Here is a 25,193-nt window from a genome sequence, read left to right as displayed (position 1 = left end):
GGGTCGTCAACGCGACCCACACCACTGCGTAACCGTCCGCCGAGCCGAAGGAGGTGAGGAACCCGATGTCCAGTGGCGATAGTCCGCTTCCTAGTAGTCGCAGCGTTTCCGCCTTCACATCTCGCCGGATCCCCACCTGGCAGGGCTGACGAAACCGGGAACGCTGGCCTAGCCGAGCGGTCCCCCGGCCGTTTGGCCCGTCGTCTTCGCGCACAACGCACGACGTCTGCCCAGGAGATCCCCATGCCTGCCATTCCCTCGCTCGGCGGCCTTCGCGGCCGGAGCAACGGCCGCGCCAAGAGCGTTCCCGAACGCCCGCTGCCCGTCCCCCTTTCGGCGTACGTCGTCGACTGCGCGGTGTACGTGGAGGGCAAGCGCCTGCCCGGCCGCTGGACGCACGCCGAGGCGATCAAAGAGGTGCGCAAGCGGCACGCGGGGTTCGTCTGGATCGGCCTGCACGAGCCGGACGCGGTGCAGATCCAAGGTGTCGCGGAGACCTTCGGCCTGCACGAGCTCGCCGTCGAGGACGCGCTCGAAGCGCACCAGCGGCCCAAGCTGGAGCGTTACGACGACACGCTGTTCATGGTGCTGAAGACGGTCCGCTACGTCGAGCACGAGTCGCCGACGACGGCGAACGAGATCGTCGAGACCGGCGAGCTGATGGCTTTCCTCGGCCGCGATTTCGTGATCACCGTGCGGCACGGGAACCACTCGGGGCTCGCCAGGCTGCGCCGCGAACTCGACCAGGACCCGGAGCGGCTCGAACTCGGGCCGTCCGCGGTGCTGCACGCGATCGCGGACCACGTCGTCGACCACTACCTGGACGTGACCACGCGGATCGAGTCGGACATCGACGAGATGGAGACCCAGGTCTTCGCGCCGCGGTCCAAGGTCAGCGCCGAGCAGATCTACTTCATGAAGCGCGAAGTGCTGGAGCTGCGGCGTTCGGTGATGCCGCTGGGGACGCCGTTGCAGCGGCTGGCCGAGGGCTACACGCGGCTGATCCCGGACGAGGTCCGGTCCTACTTCCGTGACGTCTCCGACCACTTGACGACCGTTTCGGAGCGGGTCGCGAACTTCGACGAGCTGCTGACCACCCTGGTGGACGCGACACTGGCGAAGATCACGCTCCAGCAGAACACCGACATGCGCAAGATCACCGCGTGGGCGGCGATCATCGCGGTCCCGACGGCGCTGGCCGGCATCTACGGGATGAACTTCGACTACATGCCGGAGCTGCATTGGCGCTTCGGCTACCCGCTGGCGATGACGATCATCTTCGGCGTGTGCATCCTGCTCTACCGAATATTCCGGAAGAACCGCTGGCTCTGACCTTTCTTCCCTTTCCGGTAGTTCTGGAGTTCCTCATGCCAAGGATGCTGACCAACCTCAAGTTCTGGGCCCTCGCCTTCTGCCTCGTCTGGCTGGGCATCGTGATCGCCATCATCGCCAAGGACCCCGCGTTCGCGCACGGCCCCAAGTAGCGCTTCCGGCATTACGCTGGAGCGTGTGAAAGCGCTGGTCGTCGCGGACGAGGTCGAAGAGCGGTTGTGGACGTCCGCCGTCCACAACCACCCCGCCGACCTCGTGATCGGTGCCGGCGACCTGCCGTACGCGTACCTCGAATTCCTGGCGAGCGCGCTGGACGTTCCCTGCGTGTTCGTCCCGGGCAACCACGATCCCGACCTGTCCGGCTACACCCGCTACGGGGGACTGTCCATGAAGGACGGTTTCCCCGCGGAGTGGCCGGGCCCGGCGGGCGGGGTGAACGCGGACGGCCGGATCGTCGACATCGGCGGGCTCCGCTTCGCCGGGCTCGGCGGTTCCGTCCGCTACAACGACGGCCCGAACCAGTGGACGCAGCGCCAGCAGGCCCGGCGTGCGCGTCGGCTGGTGCGCCGGGCCCGGTTCCGCCGATGGCGGGACGGGCGGGATGTTGACGTACTGCTCACTCACGCGCCACCGCGGCACTGCGGCGACCGCGAGGATCCGCCGCACCGCGGGTTCGACTGCCTCCATCGCACGATCGAGTTGTTGCGCCCGAAATGGTTGCTGCACGGGCACATCCACCCGCACGGTGAACCCGTGCCGGACCGGGTGGTCGGCGGGACGACGGTACGCAACGTCGTCGGGCACCGGATCATGGAGTTACTGTGAAGGACACCGGTTTTCCCAGGGCTGACGCGGAACACGACTTCCTCCGCGCACGACGGCGTCAGGTGTTGTCGCGGCTGGCGAACTGGCTGCGCGGTGAACCCGACGACGTCAACATCATGCTGCCGTTCCACGAGGTGGTCGACGCGCTCGGCTATCTCGGCGAGCGGAAGATCGGGGCGCGGGTGATCCGGCTCGATTCGATCGTCGGCAGTGTCGACCGCGGCCGGGACTTCGACCGCCGCTTCCGCCCGACGTCGGGCCGGGTCCGCGAGCGCTGGGAACGGCTCGCGCTGGCGACCAGGCGCGGCGAGTCGATCCCGCCGATCGAGGTGTACCGCGTCGGCGAACTGCACTTCATCATCGACGGGCACCACCGCGTTTCGGTGGCGCACGCGATGCGACTGTCCACAATAGAGGCGATGGTCACCGAGGTCCGGACCAAACTGGACCCGAGCGGGATCCGGTATCGCGGCGACCTGATCGTGAAGGACTACCGGCGGCTGTTCCTGGAGCGCGTCCCGCTTTCCGGGCAGTCGCGGGCTTCCGTGGTGTTCACGGATCCGTGGGACTACGCGCGGCTCGGTGAGCACGTGGAGGCCTGGGGTTTCCGGCTGATGCAGGACGAAGGGACCTTCTCGGACCGCGCGACGCTGGCGCAGCGGTGGTTCGACGAGGAGTTCGGGCCGGTGGTGGCGATGCTGCGGCAGGCGGACCTGATCGGATCGCGGACCGACGCCGAGGCTTACCTATGGGTCGCCTGCGAACGGTACCGGCTGATCCGGACGCACCGGTGGGACGACGAGGTCTTCGAAGCCGTGCGGTCACAGTCCCGCTGACGCTCCCTCCGCGCGCGTGTCATGAGGGGTCCCCATAGGACAACTTTCGTCCCATGGGGACCCCTCATGACACTTCGCGACCTACATGTGCACGGCGACCGGAGCACCCTCCGAAGCGCCTTCAGGAGCGCGAGCCGGGGCACCGGACCGCAGCAGCAGCCCGCAGATCACCGCACCGATGACGAAGATCCACCCGCCCCACACGAAAGCGGTGGTGTAACTGTGCACCGCCGCTTCGGCCGCGAGCTGCGGCGTCGGCACCTTCCCGACGAGGAACGACGTCGCCGCGTTACCGGCCAGCGTGCTCAGCAGCGCGGTCCCGATCGAACCGCCGACCTGCTGCGCGGTGTTGACCGCCGCCGACGCGACACCGGCGTCGTGCGTGTCGACGCCGAAGGTCGCGACGCTCATCGCGGGCGCCATGGCGAGGCCGATACCGACGCCCATGACCATCAGCGGGAACAGCACCCCGCTCGCGTACGTGCTGCTGGTGTCGATGGCCGAGAGCCAGAACAGCCCGGCTCCGGCGATCAGCATTCCCAGTGACACCAACGGTTTCGCGCCGAACTTCGGCAGCAGGATCGCCGTCGCCGACGTCGCGCTGGCCATCAGGGTGGCCACCATCGGCAGGAACGCGACCCCGCTCTGCACCGGCGTGAACCCGAGGTTCAGCTGGATGTAGAAGGTGAGGAACAGGAAGATCGAAAACATCCCGATGGCGAGCAGGAACATCGCGAGGTACGAGCCGCCGCGGTCGCGGTCGAGCAGCACGCGCAGCGGCAGGAGCGGGTGCTCGGCCCGCTGCTGGATCACCACGAACGCGGCGAGCAGCGCGACACCGGCGGCGAGGAAGCCCCACACCGAGATCGAGGACCACGAGTCGCGCTCGGCGTTCGCGAAGCCGTAGACCAGCGCGAACAACCCGGCCGACGCGGTGATCGTGCCCGGGATGTCGAGCTTCGGGCGCGGGCCGTCGGTCTCGGAGTTCTTCAGCAGCACGAACGAACCGGCGAACGCGATCACCGCGAAGATGATGTTGACGTACATCGACCAGCGCCAGTCGAGGTACTCGGTCAGCACGCCGCCGAGCAGCAGGCCGATCGCCGCCCCGCCACCACCGATCGCGCCGAAGACGCCGAAGGCCTTGCCGCGCTCCTTCGGGTCGGTGAAGGTCGTGGTCAGCAGCGAAAGGGCCGCCGGGGCGAGAAGGGCACCGAAGACACCCTGCGCGGCGCGGGCCACGAGCAGCATTTCGATGCTGCCGGCGGCGCCGCCGATCGCGGACACGATGGCGAAGCCGGCGAGCCCGACGAGGAACGCGCGTTTGCGGCCGAAGAGGTCCGCGAGCCGCCCGCCCAGCAGGAGCAGGCTGCCGAACGCGAGTGCGTAGGCGGTGACGACCCACTGACGGGCGTCGTTCGAGAAACCGAGGTCCTGCTGCGCCGACGGGAGCGCGATGTTCACGACGGTGGCGTCGAGCACCACCATCAGCTGGGCGAGACCGATCATCACCAGGATCAGCCATCTCCTGGCGTGATGCGGGTTGGGGTGCTGCGCGGCCGCGTCCCCCGGCGGCGTGGCGACAGCGGTGGATGACTCAGACATACGGGCGGTTTCCTCACCGATAGTGACGAAGAGGCTATGTGGAGTAGGTATCTCCTCTTTCGCCGCCCAAGGTACACAAGAAGTGGAGAACTGTCCTCTACTTCATTTGTTAAGCTGGACGAATGGCTCGGGACCTCGCTCCCGCCGCACCGGCGCGGCCGTTGCGGCGCGACGCTGAACTCAATCGGCAGCGCATCATCGCGGCGGCACGCGATGTCTTCGGCGAGCGCGGACTCGAAGCGACTCTCGACGACGTCGCGCATCACGCCGGCGTCGGCGTCGGCACCGTCTATCGCCGTTTTCCGAGCAAGGAACACCTGGTCGAGGCCATGTTCGTCGACCAGTTCGAGACGATCCGCGAGTTCGCCGAAGAGGCCCTTCGCGCCGAGGATCCGTGGGACGGCTTCGCCGATTTCACCTGGCGCGCGGCCGAACTCCACGCCGGTGACCGCGGGTTACGGGAAGTCATGCTGTCGAACGTCTTCGGCCAGGAACGCGTCGCCGAGGCGAAAGCACGCATGGTGCCGTTGATCACACAGCTCGTCGAGCGGGCTCAGTCGGCGGGGGTCCTCCGCGCGGACATCGTGCCGACGGACATGCCGCTGCTGCACCAGATGATCGGTTCGGTCATCGAGTTCACGCACGGTATCCAGCCGGACCTGTGGCGCCGGTGCCTCGCGATGCTGCTCGACGGCCTTCGCGCCGAACCCGGCCGCGCCACCCCGCTGCCGCATCCGCCGCTGGACGTCGAGGCGCTGGAGGAAGTCATGTGTTCCTTCCGCCTGCCCAAACTGCGCTGACCCGCCGCGTTTAGTCCTCTGGATGCGGCGGGGCACCGATCTCGCGTGCTTGGAGCCGGAACACGCGTGATCAGAGGCGGAACTCACACGTCGCGGAGCGAGGTTCACGCGTTTAGTCCTCTGAATGCGGTACTTGCACGCGCAAGGAACGCATCCAGAGGACTAAACGCGGGGTGGAGGGCTCAGGGGAGCTTCGGGAAAACGGCCACCGCGACTTCCCGTGCCGCCGTGCACGTGGCGTCCTCCGGCGCGCCGTCGACGCCGACCACCGAGAGCGTCGCCTGTTCGACCCGGTCCGGGGTGCCCGGGATCGGGCGGTGCGTGGTCACCTGGCAGAACGCGCCCGACGTCGTCACCTGGACCTGCCGCCCGCCCAGGGCCTCCGTCGCGCCCGGCGTGGTGTCCGCCACCACCGACAGCGAGAAGCTGACCTTGCCGCGGATGCAGTTGTGCCCGGACAGCGCCGGGGCGGGTTTGGTCTCCGGGCCGGCGGCGGCGTCGAGTTCGTGCTGATCGAGCGGCGCGCACGGAGCGACGCGGCCCCAGGAGCGCTGGTCGAGATTCAGCCGCCCGACCTTGCGCGCGGTGATCACCTCCGCCGCGCCGCCCACCGCCGCGTCGGCGACCCGGCAGCGGTCGAGCTGGTCGGCCGGAGCCTTGTCGTCGGAGGTGACGGCGATGGCCAGCCGGATCCCGTCGGCGAAGGTCAGCAGCCGGGTGCAGGTGGTTTCCTCGTTGAACGTCGACTGCTGGACGCTGACACCCTCCGGCAGCGGCCCGGCGTATTCGTAGGGCCGGTTGTTCGGGTCCTGCCCGGAAGTGATCGGACCGGTGGTCACGGTGTAGCGATTGGCGCCCTCGACGAATTCCAGCCGGCAGGAGTCGAAAGAACTCAAGGGCGGCTTGACCGCGTTTCCGCCGCCGATCACTTTTCGCTGGTCGACAAGGCTGCAATAGTCGAGTGACGGGTACTCGCCGAGCGCCTCGGACGCCGTCAGGGCCTCGTCGCCCGCCGTGGTCGGTGACGGTGGCGTCGCCGGTTCCGGCGTGGCACAGGCCGAGGCGAGGAACAGGCCACAGAGTCCTGCGATCAGTCTCTTCGGGGGCACCGGAGCAGTATCGTCAAAAGATCCCGGAACACCACCCCCTACGGGCGAAGAACACAGGGTCCGCCGCGTTTTCCCAGGTGAATGCTTTACCGCGATTTCACGCCCTTAGGGGTGCGTTTCGTTCCGCGGTGGGATGCGGTCTCGCCGTCGGGCGACGAAAATGGGTTTCACACAACGTGACGACCGAGAGGGAAGAACCGTGAGCCACCCCGTAGCCGCCCGCCTGACCCGACCGCGACAAGGCCGCATGATCGGCGGCGTCTGCGCCGGGATCGCCAAACGTTTCGGCACCACACCGGGCAAGGTCCGCCTGCTCGCCGTGCTGTCCTGCCTGCTGCCCGGCCCGCAGTTCATCGTGTACCTCGTGCTGTGGCTCGCCCTGCCCGAGAGCGAGTACTGATCCCGGGCAGGACGAGCGCGCCTCACTCGGTGTAGGTCAGGTTCTTGCCACTGGCCCCGTCGAACAGCTTGATCTTGTCCGCGTCGAACCAGAGCTCGATGTTCTGGTTTTCCGCGGCCGAAGACGCCGCCGAGAGCCGGGCCACGATCTGTGACTCCGAGCCCGGGACGTCCGAGGATCCGCTGTCGGCGGCGAGATCCGCGAGGTCGGACGACGACGCGACCTCACCTTCGACCGAGAAGTGCGCGAACTTCTCGGAACCCATCGATTCGAGGACGTCCACGTGGGCGGTGAACGTCGCGCCGCCTTCGCGAGCGGACGCGTCCACCAGCGCGGCGTCCTCGAAGTGCTCCGGCCGGATGCCGACGATGACCTCACGCGGCGCGTCGGCGGCCTCGACCAGCTGCCGCACCCGGTCGGTGAGCGGGATGTCGCCCAGCGCGCTGCGGGCGGTGCCGTTCTCCAGCGTGGCGGGCACGAAGTTCATCGACGGGCTGCCGATGAACCCGGCCACGAACAGGTTCGCCGGGTTGTCGTAGAGGAACTGCGGCGACCCGATCTGCTGCACGTAGCCCGCCCGCAGCACGACGACCCGGTCGCCGAGGGTCATCGCCTCGGTCTGGTCGTGCGTGACGTAGAGCGTCGTCGTGCCCAGCTGCTTCTGGATCTTCGACACCGAGGTCCGCATCTGGCCGCGGAGCTTCGCGTCCAAGTTGGACAGTGGTTCGTCCATCAGGAACGCTTTGGGGTTGCGGACGATCGCGCGCCCCATCGCGACGCGCTGCCGCTGCCCGCCGGACAGGTTCGCCGGTTTGCGGTCCAGATGCCCGGTCAGATCGAGGATCTGCGCGGCCTCCTCGACCTTGGACCGGACGATCCGGTCGTCGACCTTGGCCAGCCGCAACGGGAACGCCATGTTCTCCCGCACGCTCATGTGCGGGTACAGCGCGTAGGACTGGAACACCATCGCGATGTCACGGTCCTTCGGTGCCTTCTCGTTGACGCGCTGGCCGTCGATGCGCAGTTCACCCGAGGAGATGTCCTCCAGGCCCGCCACCATGTTCAGCGTCGTGGACTTGCCGCAGCCGGACGGGCCGACCAGGATGATGAACTCGCCGTCGGCGATCGTGATGTCCACTTCGGACACCGCGAGGGCGCCGTCCGGGTACTTCTTGGACACTTTTTCGAGAACGATTTCAGCCATGGGTCAGCCCTTCACCGCACCGGACGTCAGCCCCGCCACGATGCGACGCTGGAAGAACAACACGAACAGGATGATCGGGACGGTGATCACCACGGCGGCCGCGGAGATCGTCCCGGTCGGGTCTTCGAACTGCGACGACCCGGTGAAGAACGACAGCGCCGCCGGGACCGTGCGCGAGGCCTCGGTCGAGGTCAGCGAGATCGCGAACAGGAAGTCGTTCCAGCAGAAGATGAACACCAGGATCGCGGTGGTGAACACCCCCGGTGCCGCCAGGGGCGCGATCACCTTCCGGAACGCCTGCGCCGGGGTCGCGCCGTCCATCTTCGCCGCTTTTTCCAGCTCCCACGGGATTTCCCGGAAGAACGCGGAAAGCGTGTAGATCGACAGCGGCAGCGCGAACGTGATGTAGGGCAGGATCAGCCCCGGCCAGGTGTCGAACAACCCCAGCTCACGTTCGATGTTGAACAGCGGTGTCACCAGCGACACCTGCGGGAACATCGCGATCAGCAGCGACATCCCGACCAGCACCTGCTTGCCGGGGAAGTCCAGCCGCGCGATCGCGTACGCCGCCATCGTGCCGAGGACGACCGCGATCACCGTCGCGATGATCGCGATCCCGATCGAGTTCACCAGCGCGCGGATGAACTCTGTGGTCTCGAAGATGTCCGCGTAGTTCTGCCAGGTCCATTCCGTCGGGATGAAGCTGCCGTCGTTCAGGGTTTCCTTGGTCTTGAACGAAAGCGAGACCACCCAGAGCACCGGGAACAGCGCGAACCCCAGGACCAGGACGTCGACGAGGCCCCATTTGACCTTGCGGCCGGGAGTGACCGCTCCACCGATGGCCATCAGCGCTTACCCCCATTGTCACTGCCGGGTGCGGCCGTGCCGAACACCTTGATGAAGATGAACGCGATGATCGCCACCGTGATGAAGATCAGCACCGCCATCGTCGACCCGATCCCGAGGTTCAGCCCCTTGACCAGGTTGTTGTAGGTCTGCATCGACACCGACGACGTGTCCTGTGCCCCATTGGTGAGCACGAAGATGTTGTCGAAGATGCGGAACGCGTCCAGGGTGCGGAACAGCAGCGCCACCAGGATCGCCGGCTTCATCACCGGCAGCATCACCTTGGTGAACCGCTGCCACGCCGTCGCGCCGTCCATCGCCGCGGCTTTCAGCAGGTCGTCCGGCACCAGCGCCAGCCCCGCCATGAGCAGCAGCGCCATGAACGGCGTCGTCTTCCACACCTCGGCGAGCACGATGATCGCCAGCGACGGCCAGTACTCGGTCAGCGGCGCGGCGTCCGGGAAGAACAGGTTGGCCAGGTAGCCCGTGTCCGGCGTCCAGGCGTAGTACCAGGAGAACGCCGCGACCACCGTCACGATGCCGTACGGGATCAGGGCGACCGTCCGCACGAGGCCCCGTCCGACGAGCGTCCGGTGCATGATCAGCGCCAGGCCCATGCCCAGGACGAACTCGATCACCACCGAGACGATGGTCAACCCCATCGTCGTCCCGAACGCCGTCCACCAGTAGCCGTTGGACAGCACCGAAACGTAGTTCTCGAGGCCGACGAACTCCTGCTGCGCCGGGAATCGGAGGTCGTAGCGTTGCAGCGAAAGCCAGATCGAGTAGATGATCGGGTACCCGGTGACGGCGATCATCACGAACGCGGCCGGGGCACACAGCCACAGACCGAGTCTGCGCTCGGCCTTCTTTCCTTCACTGAGAACGGGTTTCACCTTCTTGCCCGGCTTGCTCTCGGTCGCCGAACCGGCGGTTTCCTGCACGGTCACGGGATCACTCCCTTCGACTGGAGCGCGTCGGCGAGCTGTTCCTTCAGCTTCTCCGCCGTCTTCCGCGGATCGATTTCGGAGGGCGGGGAAAGCACCTTCGACAACACTGTCGACGCGTTCTGGTACGCGGGCGTCAGCGGGCGCACCGCGGCGTCCTTGAGCGCGTCCAGAATCGTTTCCCGCATCGGGTATTTCGTGTCCATGCTCGGGTTGTCGTCGCTCACGCCGGCCGTCGCGTCGAGGGGGACCGTGTCGGTGTAGAGCGATTCGAGCGTCGGCGGGACACCGTCCTTGAGCGCGGAGAACTTCTGGTTCTTCTCGTTGCGCAGGCACAGCGCGGCCTCATAGGCCTCGGCCTTGTGCTTCGACGTCGAACTGACCGCCAGGTTGTAGCCACCGATCGTGGTCTTGGCGGGCTTGTCCGCGTCCAGCCGCGGGTAGGTGGTCCACTTGAAGTGCTGGAGTTCGGCCTTCTTCTCCTTGGCGTAGGAGGCGTAGACGAACGGCCAGTTCAGTTCGAAGGCGGCGTTGCCACGCTGGAAGGCCTGGCGGACCTCGTCCTCCTTGGAGTTGGTCAGCGACGGGTCGGTGATCCCGGCCGTGGTGACCTTCTTGAGCATCTCCAGCGCCTTGATCGCGCCCTCGTCCATCACCACGGACTTGCCGTCGTCGGAGAGGATCTTGCCGCCCGCCGACTCGACGAGCGTGTTGTAGATGACGACGAGGCCTTCGTACTGCGCGCCGGTGAACACGACGTTCGCCGGTTTGCCCTGTGCCTTGAGCGCCTGGGCCTGCTGGATCATCTCGTCCCAGGTCTTCGGCGGCGTCGGGGTCAGCCTGTCGTCGTACCAGAGCAGCTGGACGTTGGTGTTCTTGGTCGCCGCGTAGAGCTTTCCGTTCCACGTGGCGGTTTCGAGCGGCCCGGGCAGGACGCCCGCGGTCGCCTCGGCTTTGGCCTCACCCGTCCATTCGTCGACCCAGCCCGCCTCGGCGAACTCGGACACCCACGTGACGTCCAGCCCCAGGACGTCGAGCGAGTCGTCGCCGGCGGCCAGGCGGCGCACCATCTGTTCCCGCTGGCCGTCGGCCGGTCGCGGGAGCTTGTTGTAGACGACCTCGTACCGCCCGCCCGAGGCCTTGGTGCAATCGTCCACAACGGACTGGAAATTGTCTTCGGGCGCGTAATAGACGTTGATCTTCAGGCCGGCATCCGCACCGCAGCCCGCCAGCAGGCCGACCGTCAGCGCTGTCGCGCCGAGTAGCGAGCCGGTGCGGCCTGGTGAGCGACCCCTTCGGCTCGCGCTCATCCTCTTCCCCATGAGGCCTCCTCACCCGCGCACGCCTGGGGAACGGCGGCACTAGGACGCGTTGAAGAAGCCCGCGCGCCAGCACCCCGACGTGCTAGTGCTCGGGCGGACACGCTGGAGTACATGACCGCCCGACTGGTGTTGTGCAACCTATTCCGGGCGATCACCGCCCGCAAGCAGTATCGGTAACGATTCAGCGGACCGCACGACGAACAGGTGAACCAGTACCGCCGAATGTCATCCGGCGGGGCGGCCGCCCAACGCCAGCTGGGCCAGGAGCTCACGGCCCTGTTCGGCCGAACGTGGCTGACAGAGCACGTCGTACCGGCCGGCGACCAGTTGGCTCGCGGAGGAGAAGTCGCGGCGCGACATGCTGTAGCTGATCGCCGCGAAGACCGTCCACGCCAGGATGCCGAGCACGAGCCCGCCGATCATGGGCTGCCAGGCGAACCCCTGGTTGTTGAACATCCCCAGCAGCAGCCCGATGATCAGGCCGAACCACGCGCCCGACACCGCTCCGGTGCCCAGCACGCGGCCCCAGCTCAGCCTGCCGAGGATGCGTTCCACGAGCATCAGGTCGACTCCGACGATGGTCACGTCGGCGACCCCGAATTCCTTCTCCGCGAGAAAGTCGACGGCGTGCTGCGCCTCGCCGTACGTCGCGTAGGAGCCGATCGGCCAGCCGGAAGGCGGGGTCGGCAGCCTGGGCAGCCCGCCCGCGGCCCGGCCGCCTCCGCCAAAGGGAGCACTCACGTAATCACCTCTCGCCCGTCCCGGTCCATCTTCTCAAGGACGGGCGAAAGGCGCGAACGTTCAGGAGCGGGACTTGTACTCGCGGAGCAGACCGCGGCTGATGATGGTCTTCTGGATCTCGCTGGTGCCCTCGCCGATGAGCAGGAACGGCGCCTCGCGCATCAGGCGCTCGATCTCGTACTCCTTGGAGTAGCCGTAGCCGCCGTGGATGCGGAACGAGTCCTGGGTGACCTCGGCGCAGTACTCGCTGGCGATCAGCTTCGCCATGCCCGCCTCGACGTCGTTGCGCTCGCCCGAGTCCTTGAGGCGGGCGGCGTTGACCATCATCAGGTGCGCGGCCTCGACCTTGGTGGCCATCTCGGCGAGCTTGAACGCCACCGCCTGGTGCTCGGCGATCGCCTTGCCGAAGGTCTTGCGCTGCTGGGCGTACTCCACCGCCAGCTCGAACGCGCGGATCGCGATGCCGCAGGCGCGCGCGGCGACGTTGACCCGGCCGACCTCGACACCGTCCATCATGTAGGCGAAACCCTTGCCCGGCGCCTCGCCGAGGACCTTGTCGGCACCGATCTCGTAACCGTCGAAAACGGCCTCGGTGGTGTCGACGCCCTTGTAGCCCATCTTGTCGATCTTGCCGGGGATGGTGAGGCCGGGCGCGACCTCGCCGAAGCCCTCGGGCTTCTCGACCAGGAACGTGGTCAGGTTCTGGTGGGCCTTCTCGGCACCCTCGTCGGTCTTGACGAGCAGCGCGATCAGGTTGGAGCTGCCGCCGTTGGTCAGCCACATCTTGGAGCCGTCGATGACGTAACCGTCGCCGGTCTTGCGGGCGCGGGTCTTGATCGCGGCGACGTCGGACCCGAGGTCCGGCTCGGACATGGAGAAGGAGCCGCGCACCTCGCCGGTCGCCATGCGGGGCAGGAAGTGTTGCTTCTGCTCCGGCGTCCCGTGACGAGAGATCATGTGCGCCACGATGAAATGCGTGTTGATGACGCCGGAGACGCTCATCCAGCCGCGCGCGATCTCCTCGACCACGAGCGCGTAGGTCAGCAGCGATTCGCCGAGGCCGCCGTATTCCTCCGGGATGGTGAGCCCGAACAGGCCCATCTCCTTCATCCCGTCGACGATGTCGGCGGGGTAGGTGTCGGAGTGCTCGAGCTCCTGCGCGCGCGGGATGACCTCCTTGTCCACGAACTGGCGGACCGTGGCCAGGATTTCGGACTGCACGTCGGTCAAGCCGGCGGTCTGGGCGAGGCGAGCCATCGCTGCTCCCTAAATTCGCGCGCACCGGGCTCCCGGCGCTGGGTTACCGGTGAGTATGACGCCTGACCGGGGACCTCGCTATGAGCGCAGTCACGCGTACGCCATCCGTGACCCTGGCACTACAGTGACAAGCCGATCACAGTCCGAGGGGGACGAAACGTGGCTCAGCAGCCCTTTGGTGGATTCCCACCGCAACAGCAGTACGGCTTTCCCAACCAGGCTCCGGCCCGGAGCAAGGACTCCGGCCTGGCGACCGCCGCCCTGATCTTTTCACTCTTCGGGCTGATCGGACTGGTGTCCGTGATCCCGGGGATCGTCCTGGGCCATGTCGCCTTCGCCAAGGCCCGGCGCGGCGAAGCGGGTGGCAAGGGCATGGCGCTGGCCGCGTTCATCGTCGGCTACCTGATCATCATCCTGTACGCCATCGCGATCCCGGTCCTGCTGAACGTGGCCGCGAAACACGGGGCATTCCGCTGACGACTACGGTCCGAAGCCGCCTTCGAGGGGGAACTCGATGACCAACCCGCACGACCCGTATGGGCGGCAACAGCCGTCCGGGCAGTTCCAGCAGCCGTACGGTCTCCAGCCGTATCAGCCTCAGCAGCAGTTCTACGTCCAGCAGGCCTACGTACGGCCGCCGGATCAGGGCATGGCGGTGGCGTCGCTGGTGTGCTCGCTGATCGGGCTGGTCATGTGCTTCCCGGCGATCCTCGGGATCATCTTCGGGCACATCGCGCTCGGGAAGGCCAAACGCGGTGAAGCGGGCGGCCAGGGCATGGCGCAGGCCGGGATGATCATCGGTTACGTGATCACCGCCCTGTGGCTGATCCCGATCATCCTGTGGTTCGTTTTCGTGGTGCTCGCGATCGGTGCCGCGGGCGTCGCGTGAGCCGTCCGGGGATACGGTGGTGTCCCGCACGAACCAGGGGGCCAACCGGATGAGCAGTTCCGACTCGCAGGACACACCGTCGACGTCGTCCTACACCGACTCGAACACTTTCTCGGACCCGACTTCGGCGTCCTCGCCGTCCGAACCGGTGTCGAACCCGTCGCCGTCGGAACCGCAGCAGTTCCAGCCGCCAGCGCCGTTCACGCCGCCTCCGCCGTTCGAGCCGCCGGCGCCGTTCCAGGTTCCTTCGGGCGAGACTCTGTCCGTCCCTGAGCCGACTTCCGTCCCTGTCCCGGAAGAGACGTATGGGCAGGCCATCGACCCGCTGACCGCCGAGCCCGTTCCACCGTCCTTCGCGGCTCCGGACGCTTCGGCTCCTCCGGTGTACACGCCCGCACCCGTGCCTGTCGCGTACCCGTCGCAGCCTTATGTCCAGCCGTACAACCCGTACGCGGCGACCGCGGCGCCGCGGTCGCAGGACAACGGGATGGCGATCGCCGGGCTGGTCTGTTCGCTCGTCGGGATCTGCTCGTGCGTGACCGTGATCGTCGGGCTGATCCTGGGGCACATCGGGCTGGCGAAGGCGAATCGTGGCGAGGCGGGCGGGCGCGGCATGGCGCTCGCGGCCGTGGTCATCGGGTACATCGTGCTCGCGCTGTACGTCGGGTTCTTCGGGACGTTGATCATCCTGGGTGTCAACGGGGAGCTCGATTAGCGTTGGGGCTCGTGAGTGGCAAGGCTGGTTCTAACCGGCTTTACCACTCACGACCTCTCTTTCCTCAACGTCGAGCACGACACCTCTGCCTCACTTTCGGGCTGGCGCCGCGTGTCGTCCGTCTGATCACGCGAGCCGTCCACCCAGTCACGTGTGTCGTCCGTACGGTCACACGAAAACCGCCGGACCGTAGGTACTCAAGACACGATCGGCTCTAACCGTCCTTGCCACTCACGAGGCTTGACCCGCGTCGTCCGGTTCCCGAGGCGCCGGCGCGACCTGGCCGTTGTTCGCGGGCTTCTCCTCCTTCTTCGGCGTGTTCGCGTCGAGGAAGCGCAGCAGCTCCACCGGGAACGGCAGGACCAGCGTCGAGTTCTTCTCCGCCGACACCTGCACGACCGTTTCCAGCAGCCGCAGCTGCAACGCCGCCGGGGTGTCGGCCATGGTCGCGGCCGCCTGCGAGAGTTTGTACGACGCCTGCAGTTCACCGTCGGCCGAGATGACCCGCGCCCGCCGTTCGCGTTCGGCTTCGGCCTGGCGTGACATCGAGCGTTTCATCGACTCCGGCAGCGCGACGTCCTTGATCTCGACCCGGTCGATGTGGATGCCCCAGTCCAGCGCCGGGCTGTCGATCATCAGCTCCAGGCCCTCGTTGAGCCGTTCTCGGTTGGACAGCAGATCGTCCAGGTCGCTCTTGCCGATGATGGACCGCAGCGAGGTCTGCGCGACCTGGCCCACGGCCGAGCGGTAGTCCTGCACGTTGACCGCGGCCAGCACCGGGTCGATCACCTTGAAGTACACGACCGCGTCCACCCGCACGGTGACGTTGTCGCGGGTGATGCCGTCCTGCGCGGGGATCGGCATCGTGACGATCTGCATGTTGACCTTCTGCAGCCTGTCCGCGAACGGCATCAGCAGCGCGAGCCCCGGCTGCCGGATGGCCGGGCGCACCCGCCCGAACCGGAACACGAGACCGCGTTCGTACTGCTTCACCACGCGAAGGCTGGCCGCGACCCAAGCACCGCCCGCGACGGCGACCGCACTGAGAATCTCCACCACCATGGCTGCTCCCAGGGTTGTTCTCCCTGTTCACGGTACGCCCGGCGGGTCACGGGCGAAACACGGTGGACAGGCCTGCGAAGGTGGATCCGTGACCGGTTTCAAGATCCCGCCCAAGTTCCTCGACCGCGCCGCCGAGCTCGGCCCCGGAGCCGCCGAATGGCTCGACTCCCTCCCGTTCCTCGCCGAGAAGTACACCGCCAAGTGGCAACTCGAGTACGACGGCGAGGCCATGCACGGCTTCGTCGGCGTCGCCCAGCCCGTGCGCCGCGCGGACGGCTCCTCCGCGATCCTCAAACTCGGCTGGCCGCACGAGGAATCCGACGACGAACCGCTCGCACTGTCCACTTGGGCCGGTCAGGGCGCCGTCCTGATGTACGACAACGTCGCCGAGGACGGCGTGCTGCTCCTGGAGCGGCTCGATGCCACCCGGTCGCTCGAAACCGAGCCGATCCGGCAGGCCGTCGAGACGGTCGGCGCGCTGGCTCGGCGGCTGGCCGTCCCCGCTCCCTCGGCGTTGCAGCGATCTCTTCGCGAGGAAGCCGCGGAGCTGGTCACCGAACTGCCGGAGACCTGGAGCGAACTGGGCGAGCCGTTCGAGCGCAAGTACATCGACGCGGCCGTGGAGATCTGCGTGCACCTCGGTCCGGAAGCCGGTGAGCTGATGGTGAACGAGGACCTGCACTTCGAGAACGTCCTCGCCGGCGAACGCGAGCCGTGGCTGGTGATCGACCCGAAGCCGCTTTCGGGTGACCTGGAGTTCGGCGCGATCTCGATTCTCTGGAACCGCGCGAAAGAGTCCACAATGGACGACAAGATCGAGTGGTTCAGCGCGGCGGCCGGTGTCGACGCCGAACGCGCGCGGGCGTGGACACTCGTGCGCGCGGTGCAGAACTGGGCCTGGTTGTACGAGGACCTCGCCGAGGGTGCCTCACGCGAGAGCCTCGCCGAAGACCCGGCCTACGCCGCCGTCCCCGAAATCGCCGCGTGGGCATTGCGGTGATCACACGAATCGTCTCGGGCCCCCGGAGCCGATAGCCTTCGGGCATGGCAGCCGTGAACAGGGTATTCGCAGCTCAGCTGGCCGGTTTGCCGGTTTTCGGACCCGATGGCGAATCGATCGGCAAGGTCCGCGACCTAGTCGCGGGCCTGCGCCTCGACCAGCAGCCGCCGCGGATCCTGGGCATCGTGGTCGAGCTGACGACGAGGCGCCGCGTGTTCGTGCCGATGTTGCGCGTGACGTCGATCGAGCCCAGCGCGGTCACGCTCGCCACCGGATCGGTGAACATGCGGCGCTTCCATCAGCGGCCCAACGAGGTGCTGGTGGTCGGGCAGCTGTTCGACGCGTACGCCACGCTCGCGGGTTCCGACACCCGGGTCACCGTCGTCGACGCCGGCATGGAGCCGACGCGGACGCGGGACTGGGTGCTCGCGAAACTCGCGATCCGCGAACGGTCCAGCAGGCTCGGCCTCGGCAGGCGTCGGTCGGCGATGCAGGTGCTGCCCTGGTCGGAGGTGTCCGGGCTCGGGCTCACCGACCTGACCGGCCAGACCCAGGGCGCGGCGCAGCTGCTGATGCTGTTCGACACCATGCGCCCGGCCGACGTCGCCGCCACGGTCCGTGACCTGCCTCTGAAGCGGCGGCACGAAGTCGCCGACGCGATGGACGACGAGCACCTCGCGGACGTCATCGAGGAACTGCCCGAGGACGACCAGAAAGAACTGCTGTCCTACCTCGCCGAGGAGCGGGCGGCCGACATCCTCGAGGCGATGGACCCCGACGACGCCGCCGACCTGCTGGCCGAGCTGGCGCCCGCCGAGCAGAACCGGTTCCTGGAGCTGATGGAACCCGAGGAGTCGGCGCCGGTGAAGCGGCTGCTGGAGTACTCCTCCGACACCGCGGGCGGTCTGATGACGCCTGAGCCGGTGGTGCTGACGCCGGACGCCACGATCGCGGAGGCGCTCGCGCACATCCGCAACGCGGACCTCCCGGTGGCGCTGGCGAGCATGGTGTTCGTCTGCCGTCCGCCGACGGAGACGCCGACAGGGCGCTTCGTCGGCGTCGTCCACTTCCAGCGGTTGCTGCGAGAACCGCCCGCGGAGATGGTGGCGAGCGCCGTCGACTCGCAGTTGCCCGCGCTGCGACCGAACGCCACCTTGTCCGAGGTCACCCGCTATTTCGCCGCCTACAACCTCACCTGCGGGCCGGTGGTGGACACCGAGGACCACCTGCTCGGCGCGGTCACCGTCGACGACGTGCTCGACCACCTGCTCCCGGAGGACTGGCGCGAAACCGGCCTGCACGACATCACCGGCGAGATCACCGAAGAGACCGAGGAGGCCGAACGTGCCTGAACTGACATCCGGGCGGCGGCTCGACCAGCCCCGCGGCCAGAGCCGGTTCAGGCTGAACATCGACCCCGACTCGTTCGGCCGGTTCACCGAACGGATCGCGCGGTTCCTCGGCACCGGCAAGTACCTGTTCTGGCAGACGCTGATCGTCATCGTCTGGATCGTGCTGAACCTGGTCGCGGTCTCGCTGCAGTGGGACCCGTACCCGTTCATCCTGCTGAACCTGGCGTTCTCGACGCAGGCCGCGTACGCCGCGCCGCTCATCCTGCTGGCGCAGAACCGGCAGGACGACCGCGACCGCGTCTCGCTGGACGAAGACCGGAACCGCGCCGCGCAGACGAAGGCGGACACCGAATACCTCGCGCGGGAGCTGGCGTCGCTGCGGATCGCGCTCGGCGAGGTCGCCACGCGGGACTTCCTGCGGGGTGAGCTCGACAGGCTCCGAGAGGATCTTGACGTCAAGCCGCGCAAGGCCAAACCCGACCGCACGCCTACCGGTACGTAACATGGACGCTGTGACCAGTACGCAGCAACTCCCCAGCGTCGACGATGTCCGCACCGCGCTGAAGGCCGTGTACGACCCGGAGATCAAGAAACCGATCACCGAACTCGGCATGGTCAAGGACGTGGAGGTCGGCTCGGACGGTGTGGTCGTCGTCGGGATCTACCTGACGGTCGCCGGCTGCCCGCTGAAGGCGACGCTGACCAACGACACCACCGAAGCCGTCAAGAAGCTCCCCGGCGTCAGCGACGTCCGGGTCGAGCTCGACGTGATGAGCGACGAGCAGCGCACCGAGCTGCGAAAATCGCTGCGCGGTGACGCCGCGGAGCCGGTGATCCCGTTCGCTCAGCCCGGCTCGCTGACGCGCGTCTACTGCGTCGCGTCGGGCAAGGGCGGCGTCGGCAAATCGTCGGTGACGGTGAACCTCGCGGCCGCGATGGCCGAACGCGGACTTTCCGTCGGCGTGGTCGACGCGGACATCTACGGGCACTCGGTGCCGCGGATGCTCGGCACGCGGGAGAAGCCGACCAAGGTCGACACCATGATCATGCCGCCGCAGGCGCACGGCGTGAAGGTCATCTCGATCGGCATGTTCACCCCGGGCAACACCCCCGTGGTGTGGCGCGGGCCGATGCTGCACCGCGCGCTGCAGCAGTTCCTCGCCGACGTGTTCTGGGGCGACCTCGACATCCTGCTGCTGGATCTGCCGCCGGGCACCGGTGACATCGCGATCTCGGTGGCGCAGCTCATCCCGAACGCGGAGATCCTGGTCGTCACCACCCCGCAGCAGGCGGCCGCCGAGGTGGCCGAGCGCGCGGGCGCGATCGCGTTGCAGACGCGGCAGCGGGTCGCGGGGGTCATCGAGAACATGTCGTGGCTGGAGACGCCCGACGGGCAGAAGATGGAGATCTTCGGCGCCGGTGGCGGGCAGTCCGTGGCGGACTCACTGTCGAAGTCGGTCGGCTCGACCGTGCCGCTGCTCGGGCAGGTCCCGATGGACCCGCGCGTGGTCTCCAACGGCGACTCGGGCACGCCGATCGTGCTGGCCGAGCCGGACGCCCCGGCGTCGCTGGTGCTCAAGGAGGCGGCGAAGAAGCTGACCGTCCGGGCGCGCGGGCTGGCCGGGATGATGCTGAACGTCACCCCCGCGGGCCGCTGACCCCGCTCCTCCCCATGCATTTAGTCCTCTGGATGCGGTACTTGCACGCGCAAGGATCGCATCCAGAGGACTAAATGCATGAGGGCGAAAGCCTGGGTCAGGTGGCGTCGGGGTCGATCGGGGGGCGTTCACCCGGCTTCAGCGGCTCGGGCTGCGAAGCCGTCGCCGGGTAGCCGTTGGGCTTCGACGCCCCGTTGGCACCGTTCGTGCCATGGGAACCGTTGGCACCATTGGTGCCGTTGACGTTGTTGAGCCCCAGCGGATCCGTGTCACCGTCGAACAGGTGCTGGGTCACGACCCGCTTCGGGTCGAAGTTCCGCAGGCCTCGCAGGTCCTCCAGCGGCTTGCGCAGCTGGTCGAACTCCGGGCCCATCTCCTCGCGCAGTTGCGTCTTGGCCCCGGTCGCGAAGTCGCGGACCTTGCGGACGCTCTTCGCGACCCAGGCCGCCGCTTCGGGCAGCCTTTCCGGACCGAGGATGAAAAGACCCGCGACGACGATGATGAGGATCTCTCCCCAGCCGACACTCTCGAACACCCGTGTGAACCTCCGCCTCGGCGTCTTCCCGTTCAGGGTACCCGCACGGACTCGCTAGTCCGAGGCCAGTTTCACGTCCACCATCAGTGAAGACCCATCCCGGACAAGGCGGACAGGAACCACTTCGCCGACTTCGCGCGCGCGGACCGCGACGAGCAGTTCCGCCGAGTCGCGCACGAGCCGACCTGCGACTTCGGTGATCACGTCGCCTTCCTTGATCCCGGCCGACGCGGCGGGGCCGCCGGGGGCGACGTTGCGCACCTGCGCGCCCATGGTGCTGGAGCCCGCGACAGTGGACGAAGCGTTGATGCCGATGTCGGGGTGGACGACCTTGCCGTCCTTGATCAGTGTTTTCGCGATCTTCACCGCGTAGTCACTGGGGATGGCGAAGCCGATGCCGATGCTGCCGCCCTCCGCGCTCGACGAGCGGATCGCCGAGTTGATCCCGACCAGCGCGCCGGTCGCGTCGACGAGCGCGCCGCCCGAGTTGCCGTGGTTGATCGCGGCGTCGGTCTGGATGGCCTCGTAGATGACCGGTGCGCTGCCGCCGTCGCCGCCCGCGGTCACCGGGCGGTTGAGCGCGCTCACGATGCCGGCGGTGACCGAGTTCTGCAGCGCCAGCGGCGAGCCGACGGCGATCACCGAGTCGCCGACGGCGAGGTCGGCCGACTTCCCGACCTGGAGCGCGGTCAGGTTCTTGACGTCGACCTTGACCACGGCCAGGTCGGTCTTGGCGTCGGCGCCGACGACCTTCGCCTCGACGCGCTTGCCGTCGAAGAACACGGCGGTGACCTTGGTGGCCGAGTCGGTCGTCGCGGCGGAGATCACGTGCTCGTTGGTGAGCACGTAGCCCTGGTTGTCGATGACGACGCCGGAGCCCTGCTGACCGGCGTCCGCGCCGGGCTTGAACACTTCGAGCGAGACCACCGCGGGCGCCACCCGGTGGGCGATGTCCGCGATCGAGCCCGCCGGACGCTCCTTGGCCGCGTCGGCCTCGGAGATGCTGGCCTGACCGGTCAGTTCGGTACCGGTGTCGGCGAACCACCAGCCGATCAGCCCGCCCGCCGCGCCGATGACCAGCGCGACGGCGGCGAGCATCGCCAGCGCCTTCGTCTGCACACGCCGCCCGAAGAGGACCTCGGGAAGGCTCAGCAGCGCACCTTGCGGGCGCTTCGCGTCCTTCTCCTCGTCCGAGTCCTGCTGCACGGCGGGTCCGGCGAGCACCGCGCCGGAGCCGGGATCGCGCCACGGGTCCGAGGTCGTGGTCCAGAGCGGACCGTCGGCGCCGTCCGCGGCCGGTTCGGATCCGTTGGTCCCGTGCGGCCGCTCCAGCACGACACCTTCGGCGCCCGGCGGGCGACGGAAGGCCTCGGCGAGCGATTCCGGTGTCGGCGGCGCCAGGTTCAGGTTCGACGCGGCCTGACCGTTCGAACCGGGCTGGTACACCCTGTCGAAGGCGCCGTCGACGCCGCGCGGCCTGCCGAACGTGGCCGCCTGCGCCGGATCGACGGCGGGCCGGGCCAGCGGGCGCGGCGCCAGCCGATCGCCCGCCGGTTCACCAGGCTGCTGCGGATTCGCGTTCGGCTGCTCGGTCATCATTCCCCGGGGCTGAGATCAGGTTGGCCGACGCGAGAGTACGCCAAGCCTCGACCTGGATTCTGCCGTGACCACGGTGAAGTGCGCGTTGATTCCCCGGAACGGCCAAGAAATGTGACACTTCGAGACAGCATGTCTCACTTGTGGCACTCTGACGGCCATGTCGGAGAACCCCGGGGCTCCTTTCCCGCCCCAGAACGCCCCTCACCAGCAATGGCCGCAGCAGCAGTGGCCCCAACAGCAGCAAGGCTGGCCACAGCAGCCGCCCAAGAAGAAGGGCTTGTCCACCAAGGTGAAGGTGCTGCTGCTGGTCGCCGCGCTCGTCGTGGTCGGCGGCGGGCTCGGCCTGATCTTCGTCATGAAGGCGGTCTCCGGCCCGGAGAAGCAGGCGGGGAAGCTGACCGAAGGCGACTGCGTCGTGCTGACCGGATCCGGCAAGGAGGCCGACGCGGTCAAGACGCCGTGCGATTCGCCTCAAGCCCCGTACGCGGTGAGCCTCACCGGCAAGAACAAGGGCGACTGGGACTGCAAAGAGGGCTTCTACAAGTACGCCGTCCCGACGCCGCTGCGCGGGGAGGGCGTCGCCCTGTGCCTGGCGATCAACGCCAAGGTCGGGTTGTGCTTCGACGACATTTCGGGCAAGACCCCGCCGCCGCTGAAGGACTGCGGCTCGGCGCGGCTGAGGATCAGCGAGGTCTTCCCGCAGATGAGCGTGGTGAACAGTCCGTGCCAGGAAGGCACGGCTGAAGTCATCTCCTACGCCAGCTACGGGACTTCGAAGTTCAAGAGCGCGACGATCTGTTTCGTCAAACCCTGACGAAGCGGGTCAGCGTGCCGACACGGGCACGGGCACGCTCGACGTGCTCGGGCTCGTGGTCGTGCTCGGCGCGGGGCCGCGCGGCGATTCCGGCTTGGCGCCGCCCAGCTGCGCGGGCAGCAGACCGGCGTTGACGCCCTGCGGCGGCACTAAACCCGTGCTCGGCTGCTCTTCGCTGCCGTCACCCGAGGTCGCGACCAGGGCCAGGGCGCTCAGCACCAGACCCGAAACGACGACTCCGGCGCCCTGCGCGTATTTACGCCGGGCGAGGCCGAACCGTCCGCCGCCGAGGACGTTCGGCGACTGGCCCAGCGGCGTCGACGATCCCAACGGCGCTGTGCCTCCCAGAACCCCGTTGCCGGTCAGTACGCCGGTGTCGCGGAGGCCGGCGACCCTGTCCGGCCGCTGGATGGCCACGAGCTGGCCGTCCGCTGTCATCGCCAGGTTGTCCGGCGTGCCGGGGAGTTCGGTGTTCTGCGGGATGGAGCACAGGCTGGCCAGGAATCCCGCCGACATCGACGGGGCTCCCGCCTGCTTCACGGCCGCGACGGCCTGGCGCTGCGCGGCGACCTCGCCCGCGCAGGACTGGCAGCGGGCGATGTGCGCCGAGGCGCGATCCTGGGCGCCGAGAGTCAGCTCTCCGTCCACGAAGGCGACGATGGCGTCCGGAAGCAGATGCGACTCGGGGAGTCCCCAGCCTCGCGGTGCGGTCATACCCCCACCTTCGCAGATTCACGCGCCTCGGCGCGACGACGCTCCAAAGAAGCACGAAGCGCCTGGCGGCCACGGTGGATCCGGCTGCGCACGGTGCCGAGTTTGACACCGAGAGTGGCGCCGATCTCCTCGTACGAGAGGCCTTCGACGTCGCACAGCACGACAGCCGCGCGGAACTCGGGCGGCAGCTCGTCGAGCGCGGCCTGCAGGTCCGGGTCGAGGTGCGTGTCCGAGTAGACCTGCTCGGGACTCGGGTCGTCGCCGACGATGCGATCGGTGTCCTCGGGGAGGCCTTCCATCCGCACGCGCGAGCGGCGGCGGGCCATGTCGAGGAAGAGGTTCGTGGTGATGCGGTGCAGCCAGCCCTCGAACGTGCCGGGCTTGTAGGACGCGAGAGAACGGAAGACCCGGATGAAGGTCTCCTGCGTCAGGTCCTCGGCGTCGTGGGCGTTACCGGTCAGGCGGTACGCCAGCCGGTACACGCGGTCCGCGTGCTCACGCACGACCTCGTCCCACGAGGGCGGCGTCCATGCGGCCTCGTCCACCGTCACCGGTGTGACCTGGTCCGCGTGCTGGTCCTGCATCGTGTCCTGCATCGGGGAAGTAGGCACCTCCATCAGCGTCTTCTCCCAACTACTCCACCCAACGCGGGCGATGTGCACGGTGTTCCCGTTGTCGAGGACCAGTCTGTCCGGCCTGCTTATGTTTCTAGTGAGACTGGACTGAGAAGAGGCTGAGAAGTCGGTACCAGGGAGTCTTCGCTCTTTTGACGATAGGCAGCGCTAACCTCCGCGTGTGAATTCCGGGACGCATGCGGGCTCGGCTGCCGAGGCCGCCGACGCCGACCTCGTCGACGGGTACCTCCCCGACGACGAGGTACTGGCCACCGCGCGGGCGCGGTCGGCCGATCTGGGATGCGGTCCGCTGAGCGCGGGCGCGGGCGCGACCCTGCGTTTTCTCGCCACGACGCTGCGGGCGAAAGCCGTGGTCGAGGTCGGGACCGGGGCGGGGGTGAGCGGGTTGTGCCTGCTCAGGGGCATGGTCGACGACGGGATCCTCACCTCGATCGACATCGAGCCCGAGTACCACCGGGCGGCGCGGTCGGCGTTCCGCGAGGCCGGGTACCCGCCGGGACGAACCCGGCTGATCATGGGCCGCGCGCTCGACGTCCTCCCCCGGCTCACCCCGGGCGGCTACGACCTGGTGTTCGTCGATTCGGCGCCGATCGAGTACCCGAGTTGCTACGAGAAGGCCGTCGCGCTGCTGCGGCCCGGCGGGATACTGGCTTTTCACAACGTCTCGGGCACCAGGGTGACCGATCCCTCACGACGCGATCCGGACACGCTCGCGCTGCGCGAGGTCGCGCGGGCCTTCCGGGAGGACGAACGGCTGGTCCCGGCGCTGCTGCCGGTGGGCGGCGGGCTGCTGGTCGCCGCGATCGCGTAGCAAGGGACCTTTGCTATCGCCGGGGCTCAGAGGCGCTCCGCGAAGCCTCCTTCCCTACTTTGAGGGTCAGGGCCCCGGCAAGGGTCGCGTAAGCGGGTCGTGAGTGGCGTTTCGGGTTCTGGCGGACTCGTATTTGGCTACCGATTGGTGTGACCGGCGAGTGTGGAGGATCCGGGACGTTCAAC

The 25,193-nt window shown here is 67.9% G+C and carries 27 protein-coding genes; 14 read left to right on the top strand and 13 right to left on the bottom strand.

What is annotated here, in order from left to right; genetic code table 11:
- The first annotated feature begins 243 nt into the window (after positions 1–243).
- From corA to CFP71_RS11110, 3 genes are all read left to right on the top strand, one after another.
- Positions 244–1,332 (top strand): magnesium/cobalt transporter CorA, encoded by a 1,089-nt coding sequence (gene corA, locus CFP71_RS11120; protein WP_093933761.1) that lies wholly within the window; start codon positions 244–246, stop codon positions 1,330–1,332.
- Between the two features lie 177 nt (positions 1,333–1,509).
- Complete coding sequence (locus tag CFP71_RS11115; RefSeq protein WP_093933760.1) at positions 1,510–2,157, top strand: metallophosphoesterase family protein; 648 nt, start codon at positions 1,510–1,512, stop codon at positions 2,155–2,157.
- Positions 2,154–2,993 carry a ParB N-terminal domain-containing protein gene (locus CFP71_RS11110; protein ID WP_093933759.1) on the top strand — a complete coding sequence of 280 codons (840 nt, stop codon included), beginning with the start codon at positions 2,154–2,156 and terminating at the stop codon, positions 2,991–2,993. Before CFP71_RS11115 ends, CFP71_RS11110 begins: the two co-directional genes overlap by 4 nt.
- An 81-nt stretch (positions 2,994–3,074) precedes the next feature.
- Here CFP71_RS11110 and CFP71_RS11105 read toward each other — a convergent pair whose 3' ends face one another.
- The gene (locus CFP71_RS11105; RefSeq protein WP_093933758.1) at positions 3,075–4,598 is read right to left on the bottom strand and encodes an MFS transporter; all 1,524 of its coding nucleotides are present in this window, start codon (positions 4,596–4,598) and stop codon (positions 3,075–3,077) included.
- A gap of 122 nt (positions 4,599–4,720) precedes the next feature.
- On the opposite strand from CFP71_RS11105, the gene CFP71_RS11100 reads away from it, so the two are divergent.
- Positions 4,721–5,398, top strand: a complete 678-nt coding sequence (locus tag CFP71_RS11100) for a TetR/AcrR family transcriptional regulator (protein WP_093933757.1) — start codon at positions 4,721–4,723, stop codon at positions 5,396–5,398.
- Positions 5,399–5,580: 182 nt separating this feature from the next.
- Here the strand turns inward: CFP71_RS11100 and CFP71_RS11095 are convergent, their stop codons facing one another.
- Positions 5,581–6,507, bottom strand: a complete 927-nt coding sequence (locus tag CFP71_RS11095) for a hypothetical protein (protein ID WP_093933756.1) — start codon at positions 6,505–6,507, stop codon at positions 5,581–5,583.
- 199 nt (positions 6,508–6,706) lie between these two features.
- On the opposite strand from CFP71_RS11095, the gene CFP71_RS11090 reads away from it, so the two are divergent.
- Positions 6,707–6,907, top strand: coding sequence for a PspC domain-containing protein (locus CFP71_RS11090; protein ID WP_005155361.1), 201 nt, complete (start codon positions 6,707–6,709; stop codon positions 6,905–6,907).
- A gap of 22 nt (positions 6,908–6,929) precedes the next feature.
- Here CFP71_RS11090 and CFP71_RS11085 read toward each other — a convergent pair whose 3' ends face one another.
- The 6 genes from CFP71_RS11085 to CFP71_RS11060 form a co-directional block, all read right to left on the bottom strand.
- Positions 6,930–8,111, bottom strand: a complete 1,182-nt coding sequence (locus CFP71_RS11085) for an ABC transporter ATP-binding protein (RefSeq protein WP_093933755.1) — start codon at positions 8,109–8,111, stop codon at positions 6,930–6,932.
- A 3-nt stretch (positions 8,112–8,114) separates the two neighbouring features.
- Complete coding sequence (locus tag CFP71_RS11080) at positions 8,115–8,957, bottom strand: carbohydrate ABC transporter permease (protein ID WP_093933754.1); 843 nt, start codon at positions 8,955–8,957, stop codon at positions 8,115–8,117.
- Positions 8,957–9,907: a carbohydrate ABC transporter permease gene (locus tag CFP71_RS11075; protein ID WP_093933753.1), complete on the bottom strand. Its 951-nt coding sequence runs from the start codon at positions 9,905–9,907 to the stop codon at positions 8,957–8,959. The genes CFP71_RS11080 and CFP71_RS11075 overlap by 1 nt, the downstream gene beginning before the upstream one ends.
- Positions 9,904–11,226, bottom strand: a complete 1,323-nt coding sequence (locus CFP71_RS11070) for an ABC transporter substrate-binding protein (protein ID WP_093933752.1) — start codon at positions 11,224–11,226, stop codon at positions 9,904–9,906. Before CFP71_RS11070 ends, CFP71_RS11075 begins: the two co-directional genes overlap by 4 nt.
- A gap of 225 nt (positions 11,227–11,451) precedes the next feature.
- Positions 11,452–11,967 carry a YflT domain-containing protein gene (locus CFP71_RS11065; protein WP_005155368.1) on the bottom strand — a complete coding sequence of 172 codons (516 nt, stop codon included), beginning with the start codon at positions 11,965–11,967 and terminating at the stop codon, positions 11,452–11,454.
- Positions 11,968–12,027: 60 nt separating this feature from the next.
- Positions 12,028–13,224, bottom strand: coding sequence for an acyl-CoA dehydrogenase family protein (locus CFP71_RS11060; RefSeq protein WP_093933751.1), 1,197 nt, complete (start codon positions 13,222–13,224; stop codon positions 12,028–12,030).
- Positions 13,225–13,383: 159 nt separating this feature from the next.
- Between CFP71_RS11060 and CFP71_RS11055 the strand changes: the two genes are divergently transcribed.
- From CFP71_RS11055 to CFP71_RS11045, 3 genes are read left to right on the top strand one after another with little or no spacing between them, the layout of a single operon-like run.
- Positions 13,384–13,701 carry a DUF4190 domain-containing protein gene (locus CFP71_RS11055; protein ID WP_093933750.1) on the top strand — a complete coding sequence of 106 codons (318 nt, stop codon included), beginning with the start codon at positions 13,384–13,386 and terminating at the stop codon, positions 13,699–13,701.
- A gap of 37 nt (positions 13,702–13,738) precedes the next feature.
- Positions 13,739–14,113: a DUF4190 domain-containing protein gene (locus CFP71_RS11050; protein ID WP_093933749.1), complete on the top strand. Its 375-nt coding sequence runs from the start codon at positions 13,739–13,741 to the stop codon at positions 14,111–14,113.
- Positions 14,114–14,162: 49 nt separating this feature from the next.
- Positions 14,163–14,828, top strand: coding sequence for a DUF4190 domain-containing protein (locus tag CFP71_RS11045; RefSeq protein ID WP_093933783.1), 666 nt, complete (start codon positions 14,163–14,165; stop codon positions 14,826–14,828).
- Positions 14,829–15,059: 231 nt separating this feature from the next.
- Here CFP71_RS11045 and CFP71_RS11040 read toward each other — a convergent pair whose 3' ends face one another.
- Positions 15,060–15,890, bottom strand: coding sequence for a slipin family protein (locus tag CFP71_RS11040; protein ID WP_093933748.1), 831 nt, complete (start codon positions 15,888–15,890; stop codon positions 15,060–15,062).
- An 88-nt stretch (positions 15,891–15,978) separates the two neighbouring features.
- Here CFP71_RS11040 and CFP71_RS11035 point away from each other — a divergent pair, with 88 nt between their 5' ends.
- Genes CFP71_RS11035 through CFP71_RS11020 form a run of 4 tightly spaced genes read left to right on the top strand, consistent with a single transcriptional unit; the run spans position 15,979 to position 19,900 of the window.
- The gene (locus CFP71_RS11035) at positions 15,979–16,890 is read left to right on the top strand and encodes an aminoglycoside phosphotransferase family protein (protein WP_093933747.1); all 912 of its coding nucleotides are present in this window, start codon (positions 15,979–15,981) and stop codon (positions 16,888–16,890) included.
- A 44-nt stretch (positions 16,891–16,934) separates the two neighbouring features.
- A complete protein-coding gene (locus tag CFP71_RS11030; RefSeq protein ID WP_093933746.1) occupies positions 16,935–18,242 on the top strand; it encodes a magnesium transporter MgtE N-terminal domain-containing protein in 1,308 nt (435 codons plus the stop codon).
- The gene (locus CFP71_RS11025; protein ID WP_093933745.1) at positions 18,235–18,744 is read left to right on the top strand and encodes a DUF1003 domain-containing protein; all 510 of its coding nucleotides are present in this window, start codon (positions 18,235–18,237) and stop codon (positions 18,742–18,744) included. Before CFP71_RS11030 ends, CFP71_RS11025 begins: the two co-directional genes overlap by 8 nt.
- 10 nt (positions 18,745–18,754) lie before the next feature.
- Positions 18,755–19,900, top strand: a complete 1,146-nt coding sequence (locus tag CFP71_RS11020) for an Mrp/NBP35 family ATP-binding protein (RefSeq protein WP_167406076.1) — start codon at positions 18,755–18,757, stop codon at positions 19,898–19,900.
- A 97-nt stretch (positions 19,901–19,997) separates the two neighbouring features.
- Here CFP71_RS11020 and tatB read toward each other — a convergent pair whose 3' ends face one another.
- Together tatB and CFP71_RS11010 are read right to left on the bottom strand one after the other, a co-directional pair.
- Positions 19,998–20,435, bottom strand: a complete 438-nt coding sequence (gene tatB, locus CFP71_RS11015) for a Sec-independent protein translocase protein TatB (RefSeq protein WP_093933743.1) — start codon at positions 20,433–20,435, stop codon at positions 19,998–20,000.
- Between the two features lie 54 nt (positions 20,436–20,489).
- Positions 20,490–22,031 (bottom strand): trypsin-like peptidase domain-containing protein, encoded by a 1,542-nt coding sequence (locus CFP71_RS11010; protein ID WP_093933782.1) that lies wholly within the window; start codon positions 22,029–22,031, stop codon positions 20,490–20,492.
- A gap of 160 nt (positions 22,032–22,191) precedes the next feature.
- Between CFP71_RS11010 and CFP71_RS11005 the strand changes: the two genes are divergently transcribed.
- The gene (locus CFP71_RS11005) at positions 22,192–22,848 is read left to right on the top strand and encodes an LppU/SCO3897 family protein (RefSeq protein WP_093933742.1); all 657 of its coding nucleotides are present in this window, start codon (positions 22,192–22,194) and stop codon (positions 22,846–22,848) included.
- Between the two features lie 9 nt (positions 22,849–22,857).
- Here CFP71_RS11005 and CFP71_RS11000 read toward each other — a convergent pair whose 3' ends face one another.
- Both CFP71_RS11000 and sigE read right to left on the bottom strand, forming a co-directional pair.
- Positions 22,858–23,562: a zf-HC2 domain-containing protein gene (locus CFP71_RS11000; protein WP_093933741.1), complete on the bottom strand. Its 705-nt coding sequence runs from the start codon at positions 23,560–23,562 to the stop codon at positions 22,858–22,860.
- Positions 23,559–24,179: an RNA polymerase sigma factor SigE gene (sigE, locus tag CFP71_RS10995; RefSeq protein ID WP_026467370.1), complete on the bottom strand. Its 621-nt coding sequence runs from the start codon at positions 24,177–24,179 to the stop codon at positions 23,559–23,561. The genes CFP71_RS11000 and sigE overlap by 4 nt, the downstream gene beginning before the upstream one ends.
- Before the next feature lie 178 nt (positions 24,180–24,357).
- Here sigE and CFP71_RS10990 point away from each other — a divergent pair, with 178 nt between their 5' ends.
- The gene (locus CFP71_RS10990) at positions 24,358–25,008 is read left to right on the top strand and encodes an O-methyltransferase (protein ID WP_093933740.1); all 651 of its coding nucleotides are present in this window, start codon (positions 24,358–24,360) and stop codon (positions 25,006–25,008) included.
- Positions 25,009–25,193: the final 185 nt, after the last annotated feature.

Origin of the sequence: Amycolatopsis thailandensis (genome assembly GCF_002234405.1) — a bacterium.
In the GTDB taxonomy this organism is placed as follows: domain Bacteria; phylum Actinomycetota; class Actinomycetes; order Mycobacteriales; family Pseudonocardiaceae; genus Amycolatopsis; species Amycolatopsis thailandensis.
This window is presented reverse-complemented; position numbering and strand designations above follow the sequence as displayed.